5 protein-coding genes and 1 pseudogene are annotated in these 5,397 nt (G+C 72.8%); 3 read left to right on the forward strand and 3 right to left on the reverse strand.

Features of this window, described 5'->3' with window-relative positions; all coding sequences use genetic code 11:
• Window positions 1–847 (reverse strand): annotated as a pseudogene (locus ACWGH4_RS30535) (hypothetical protein); the annotation flags it as partial.
• 155 nt (window positions 848–1,002) lie between these two features.
• Here ACWGH4_RS30535 and ACWGH4_RS30540 point away from each other — a divergent pair.
• Window positions 1,003–3,069, forward strand: coding sequence for a DHA2 family efflux MFS transporter permease subunit (locus tag ACWGH4_RS30540; protein WP_453466610.1), 2,067 nt, complete (start codon window positions 1,003–1,005; stop codon window positions 3,067–3,069).
• Window positions 3,070–3,158: 89 nt separating this feature from the next.
• On the opposite strand, the gene ACWGH4_RS30545 is transcribed toward ACWGH4_RS30540, so the two are convergent.
• Entirely contained in the window at window positions 3,159–3,638 is a 480-nt protein-coding gene (locus tag ACWGH4_RS30545; protein ID WP_453466612.1) for a GNAT family N-acetyltransferase, read from the reverse strand.
• Between the two features lie 117 nt (window positions 3,639–3,755).
• Here ACWGH4_RS30545 and ACWGH4_RS30550 point away from each other — a divergent pair, with 117 nt between their 5' ends.
• Entirely contained in the window at window positions 3,756–4,397 is a 642-nt protein-coding gene (locus ACWGH4_RS30550; protein ID WP_441262763.1) for a hypothetical protein, read from the forward strand.
• Window positions 4,397–4,939 carry a hypothetical protein gene (locus ACWGH4_RS30555; protein ID WP_453466614.1) on the forward strand — a complete coding sequence of 181 codons (543 nt, stop codon included), beginning with the start codon at window positions 4,397–4,399 and terminating at the stop codon, window positions 4,937–4,939. Before ACWGH4_RS30550 ends, ACWGH4_RS30555 begins: the two co-directional genes overlap by 1 nt.
• A 16-nt stretch (window positions 4,940–4,955) precedes the next feature.
• Here ACWGH4_RS30555 and ACWGH4_RS30560 read toward each other — a convergent pair whose 3' ends face one another.
• Window positions 4,956–5,294 carry an antibiotic biosynthesis monooxygenase family protein gene (locus ACWGH4_RS30560; protein ID WP_159692489.1) on the reverse strand — a complete coding sequence of 113 codons (339 nt, stop codon included), beginning with the start codon at window positions 5,292–5,294 and terminating at the stop codon, window positions 4,956–4,958.
• Window positions 5,295–5,397: the final 103 nt, after the last annotated feature.

Genomic DNA, 5,397 nt, shown 5'->3' on the forward strand with positions numbered 1-5,397 from the left:
CGGACGCCGACGCGCTCGCGGAGGCCGCCGCCGAACGCGCGTCCGCCACCGCGCTGGCGGTCGGAGCGCAGGTGCTGGGGTCCGGCGCCAGCGCACGGTCCTGCTCCTCGCCGCCGGAGAACAGCCCTCCGGCGAACGCTGCCGTCCCCGCGACGGCGACGGCCGCCGCGCCCACAGCGAGTCCGGCGAACACCCGCCGGCGCCGCCGCGGCGCGTCACCCCCCTGACCGTGACCGCTCCCGGCGGGGCCGCCGCCGACGGGCGCCAGTACGACGGTGTCGTCACCCCCACGGCGCGCGCCGCCGCCGTCCGGCGAGAACCCCTCCGGCGTGACCTCCTCGGGCGGCAGCGCCCCGCCGTACGCGGCGGCGCCGTCGTGCGCCGCCCGCCCCTGGCCGTCCTCCTCCGGACGGGCGGTGCCGTCCGGACCGTCCTGGTCCGGGCCGTACTCCTGACCGCCGACGCCGGCAGGTGCCGCAGCCGGCTCCTGCATGGGCCGCGGCGGCCCCGCCGCCCCCAGGCCGGCCACGGCCCCGCCCTGAGCGAAGCCCTCGTGCGCGACGCCTTCTTGCCCGCCCGCCGCGTGGCCCCCGTGCCCCGCCGGGGCCGGACGAACGGCGGTGTCCGGGTCGGGCGGGCCGGACGGGGCACGGTGCGGCGTACCGAGGCCCTCCAGCGTCACGTACGGCCTGATCCGCAGCGGATCGAAGTCCTCCGCCGCCGCGATGTCCGCCTCCCTTTCCGCGCGCAGAGCGGCCCCCGCCCGCTCGGCGCAGTCGCAGCCGGGTCCGGCGCTGCCGTCCGGGTTCCGCGGTCTGTCGCACTCCGGACATCTGTTTCCGGTCATTGCCGGTTCCCCTCCCCTTTGAATGCCGCCGATTATGCAACCGTCCCGTGCGACACCCAACGCCCCACCTGTCTCACCGCCCCTCTCGGGAGGCCATAACCGGACAGACACACCACGATGGGATGGAACAGCGCCACGGAACCGAGGAGATCGGCATGGCTCAGGAAGTGAGCAGCGCCCAGGTGGGGCCTGCCCCCGGGGAGGGGCACGACCGGCGAACCGTTCTCGTCGCCATCGGCGCGCTGCTCCTGGGCATGCTCCTGGCCGCCCTCGACCAGACGATCGTGGCCACCGCGCTGCCGACCATCGTCAGCGAACTGGGCGGCATGGACCACCTCTCCTGGGTGGTCACCGCCTACATGCTGGCCGCCACCGCCGCGACTCCCCTGTGGGGCAAGCTCGGTGACCAGTACGGGCGCAAGAAGCTCTTCCAGACCGCCATCGTCATCTTCCTCGTCGGCTCCGCCCTCTGCGGCATCTCCCAGAACATGCCGCAGCTCATCGCCTTCCGCGCGGTCCAGGGCCTCGGCGGCGGCGGGCTGATGGTGCTGTCGATGGCGATCGTCGGCGACCTCGTGTCACCGCGTGAACGGGGCAAGTACCAGGGCCTCTTCGGCGCGGTCTTCGGCGCGACGAGCGTCCTCGGGCCGCTGCTCGGCGGCTTCTTCACCGAACACCTCACCTGGCGCTGGGTCTTCTACATCAACCTGCCCATCGGCGTCGTCGCGCTGCTCGTCATCGCGGCCGTGCTGCACATCCCGGTGCGGCAGACCCGGCACACCATCGACTACTTGGGCACGTTCCTCATTGCCTCCGTCGCCACCTGTCTCGTCCTCGTCGCCTCCCTCGGCGGCACGACCTGGGCGTGGGGCTCGGCGCGGATCATCGGACTCGCCGTCCTCGGGGCCGTGCTCCTCGTCGCGTTCGTCGCCGTCGAACGCAAGGCGGCGGAGCCCGTTCTGCCGCTGAAGCTGTTCCGGATCCGGACGTTCACCCTCGTCGCGGTCATCAGCTTCATCATCGGTTTCGCGATGTTCGGCGCGATGACGTACCTGCCGACGTTCCTCCAGGTCGTCCAGGGCATCTCACCGACCATGTCCGGTGTCCACATGTTGCCGATGGTGTTCGGCCTGCTGCTCACGTCCACGCTGTCGGGGCAGATCGTCAGCCGCACCGGCCGCTGGAAGGTCTTCCCGATCGTCGGCACCGCCGTGACGGCGCTGGGCCTCCTGCTCCTCCACCAGCTCGAGCAGACCAGCTCCACCTGGCAGATGAGTCTGTTCTTCTTCGTCTTCGGAGCCGGACTCGGCCTCGTCATGCAGGTCCTCGTCCTCGTCGTCCAGAACGCCGTGGGCTACGAGGACCTCGGTGTCGCGACGTCAGGTGCGACGTTCTTCCGTTCCATCGGCGCCTCGTTCGGCGTCGCGATCTTCGGCACGATCTTCACCAACCGGCTGGAGCACAAGCTCACCGACGCCCTCGCGGGGCAGCAGGTGCCGCCGGGCGCCGGGCCCGCCGAGCTCGCCGCCGACCCGCGTGCCATCGCGGAACTCCCCTCCGACCTGCGCCCGTCGGTGCTCGACGCGTACTCGACGGCCATCACGGACGTCTTCCTCTACGCCCTGCCGGTCGTCGCGCTCGCCTTCCTCGTCGCCTGGTTCCTCAAAGAGGACAAGCTCCGCGCCTCGGTCACCGCTCCGGACCACAGCGAGACGCTGGCCTCGAACCCCGTCGAGCGGTCCTCGTACGACGAGGTCGCACGGGCCCTGTCGGTGCTCGGTTCCCGCGAAGGCAGGCGGCACATCTACGAGAAGATCACCGCGCGGGCCGGCTACGACCTGCTGCCCGCCTCGAGCTGGCTGCTGCTGCGCATCAAGCGCCACGGCGTCGTCGAACCGGCCAGGCTCGCCGAGACCACGCCCGTCCCGCTGCGCGCGATCACGGAGGCGGCCCGCGAGGTGGAGGGACGCGGCCTCGCCCGCCGCGAGGGCCTCGACCTGATGCTCACGGACAGCGGCGTGGAGGCCGCCGTACAACTGGCGCAGGCGCGCGAGGAGTCGCTCGCCGAGCTGCTCGGCGACTGGTGGGGACCCGAACGGCCGACCGACCTCGTCCAGCTGGTGCACGATCTGAACGCGGAGCTGTGCGGCTCCGACGCCGAGCGGCCGCACAGCCCCGAGCCGCCCCGCGACCACGAGTACCCGAGGGGCCACCCCGTCTGACGTCCCGCCGGGACCGCTCCGTCCGACCTCCCGCCGGTACCGCACCCCCGCCTGTGTCCGTCGCCGCGCCACTCACCATGGAGAGGCGTTCAGAGGTCCTTGCCGTACCAGATCTCCATGTACGGGCCGCTGCAGTACGCCGGTATCTCCGCGTAGCCGTGCCGCGTGTACAGCGCGCGGGCCTCGACCAGGTCGAGGCGGGTGTTGAGGACCATCCGGCGGGCGCCGAGCGCGCGGGCCTCGTGCTCCAGCGACTCCATCAGCAGCGAAGCGCCCTTGCGGCCCCGGAAGTCGTGCCGCAGGAAGACCCGTGTGAGCTCCGCCCGCTCCTGGTCCAGCATCAGCACCCCGCCGCAGGCCGCTGCCTCGCCGCCGTACCGGCCGACGAGGAACTGGCCCGTCGGCGGCGTCAGCAGCTCGACGCCGTCGCCGGTGAGCCCTTCGTCGACCTCCTCCACGGTCGCCGGCCGGCCCCAGTAACGGCTCGCCACATCGTGGTAGTACGCGCGCCGCAGCGCGGTCGCGTCGGGGGAGTCGAACGGCTCCGGGGTCAGTGTCCACATGGTCATGGACGTTTCGTAGCCCGTTCGGTGGTTGTTTGGCCAATCGATTCCCGGTTACTCGGAGCTATGAAAGCTCGCGAACAGCGAGCGTCCGCCCACGGGTCCCGACCCGGAAGGTGAGTCATGTCGACCCTGACCACAGTTCTGATCGTCGCCGCGGTGATCGTGGTCCTTCTGATCATCGCCGGCTCCCTCTACGCACGCCGCGGCGGGCACGCCGGCGGACGGCGGGCACTGCGAAGGAGGTTCGGCCCCGAGTACGAGAGGGTCGTCGCCCGCCACGACGGCGACACCAAGGCGGCCGACCGTGATCTGCACGACCGCGTCCAGCGCTACGGAGACCTCACGCCGCAGCCCCTCGCGCCCGGCGTGCGGGAGCAGTACGACACCGCATGGGCCGCCGTGCAGGAACGCTTCGTCGACGACCCGCGCGGTGCCGTCGCCGACGCCGACCAGCTCCTGGGCCGGATCGCGGGCGACCGCGGCTTCCCGGCCTCCGGCCGCTACGAGGAGCAGCTCTCGGCGCTCTCGGTCCACCACCCGCGCCACGTAGAGGGCTATCGCAGGCTCCACCGCGCCGCCCGCAGCGGCACGGAGACGACCACGGAACAACTGCGCGAGGCGATGGTCGACGCCCGTGAGCTCTTCGCCGACCTGGTCGCCGACCGGGCCGTGGACCACGGCCGTCACCGGCCCGGCGCCCCCGACCGGTCCCACAGCCGTGGCCGCAGCCACATGCTGCGCCCGAAGGGGAGTGGCGTGTGATGCCGCACCCGAACCATCAGGAATCCCCCAGGACTGCCGTCCCGCCCGGTACCGCCGGCGACGCGGGAGACATAGAAGCCCCCGCCGCGCCGGTCGGGCGGGACGGCAAGGACGACGTACGCGCCTCCGGCCTGCGGGCCGAGCGCGGCGCCGCCCACGGGTCGCGCCCCGGACCGGTGGACGAGCCGCTGAAACCGGTCATCGACCCCGGCGGTGCCACCACCGGTGCCGGCACCCCGCTCACCGCGCCCGGGGCGGGCGACGCGGAGCCGCGAGCGGCCCGGCTCCTGCCCCAGGACGAATGCGAGCGGCTCGAACACCGCCTGCACCAGGCGCTCACCGGCTTCGTCGACTCCCCGCGCCGCGCGGTCGAGGAGGCGGCCGACGTCCTCGAGGACGCCGGCGACCGGATCACCGCGTCCCTGGCGGAGCACCGCCGGACACTGCGGCACTCCGCGGACGCCGGCGGCGACGACACGGAGCAACTGCGCCGTGCGCTCCAGGCGTACCGCGAGGTGACGGAACGGCTGCTGCGGATCTAGCGCGGCGCGGCGTCGGTCAGGACTGCGCCTTGGGCGCGGCCTGCTGCACGACCTCGAACGACCACACGGTGGACCCGGTGGCGGCGGGCTTGGGACGCTCGCCGCCACCGCCTTGTGCGCCGCCGCCTTGGTGGGCGGCCTTCATCGGCCCCTCCATCCAGGCCTGGAACGAGGCCTCGTCACGCCACCGGGTGTAGACCAGGTACTGGTCGGTCCCCTCGACGGGCCGCAGCAGCTCGAACCACTCGAACCCGTCCGAACTCTCGACGGCGCCGGCGCGGGAGGCGAACCGCTTCTCGAGGACGTCGCGCTGCTCGTCGGGGACGGTGAGGACGTTGATCTTCACGATGCTCATGCGGCCATCCTGCCGCACGGGGCGGTTTCCCCCACCCCGCCCCTTCCCGAAGCGGGGCAAGCCCCGGCCCCCCGCACCGCGCTCCGCGCGGTGTTTCGGGGGC

It is taken from the genome of Streptomyces sp. NPDC054847 (assembly GCF_053610925.1).

Bases quoted from the DNA above. Each gene is read 5' to 3' on its own strand.
- ACWGH4_RS30545 (WP_453466612.1), bottom strand. From the start codon at position 3,638: ATGACCATGTGGACACTGACCCCGGAGCCGTTCGACTCCCCCGACGCG.
- ACWGH4_RS30550 (WP_441262763.1), top strand. From the start codon at position 3,756: ATGTCGACCCTGACCACAGTTCTGATCGTCGCCGCGGTGATCGTGGTC.
- ACWGH4_RS30555 (WP_453466614.1), top strand. From the start codon at position 4,397: ATGCCGCACCCGAACCATCAGGAATCCCCCAGGACTGCCGTCCCGCCC.
- ACWGH4_RS30540 (WP_453466610.1), top strand. From the start codon at position 1,003: ATGGCTCAGGAAGTGAGCAGCGCCCAGGTGGGGCCTGCCCCCGGGGAG.
- ACWGH4_RS30560 (WP_159692489.1), bottom strand. From the start codon at position 5,294: ATGAGCATCGTGAAGATCAACGTCCTCACCGTCCCCGACGAGCAGCGC.